At 56.6% G+C, this 419-nt stretch carries 1 protein-coding gene; it reads left to right on the top strand.

Features of this window, described 5'->3' with window-relative positions; translation table 11 throughout:
- Nucleotides 1–419: Ig-like domain-containing protein (locus tag NPS46_RS25145; protein WP_274112054.1), on the top strand; the 419-nt coding region annotated here is incomplete at both ends.

The following is a 419-nucleotide window of genomic DNA, read 5'->3' on the forward strand; positions in this document are numbered from 1 at the left end:
CCAATGTGTTGGGCAACGACACTTTGGGTGCCGATGGTGCGGCCGTGATCGGCGTTAAAGCGGGTGGCCAGATCGTCAATGTCGACACCGGTTTGAATACCAATATCGCAGGTACCTACGGCACGCTGACGATCAATGCGGCTGGCGTTGCGGTGTATCACAGTAATCCCAATGCGGTTACCCCAGCGGGGGCAACCGATATCTTCACCTACACGATTCGCGATGGTGACGGTGATTTGAGTACTACAACGCTGACGATCAATATCGCCGATAGCGGCCTGACTGCTCGGACCGATAGTGATGTGAAGGTCTATGAAAGCGCGCTGGACACCAGCAAGGATGGTATTGATCTGGCAGGCGGCACGGTTACGGGCAGCAATCCCAGCAGCACGGCTGAGACCGCGACCGGTAACTTGGTG

The organism is Pseudomonas putida, from assembly GCF_028682395.1.
GTDB classification, from domain to species: Bacteria; Pseudomonadota; Gammaproteobacteria; order Pseudomonadales; family Pseudomonadaceae; genus Aquipseudomonas; species Aquipseudomonas putida_AB.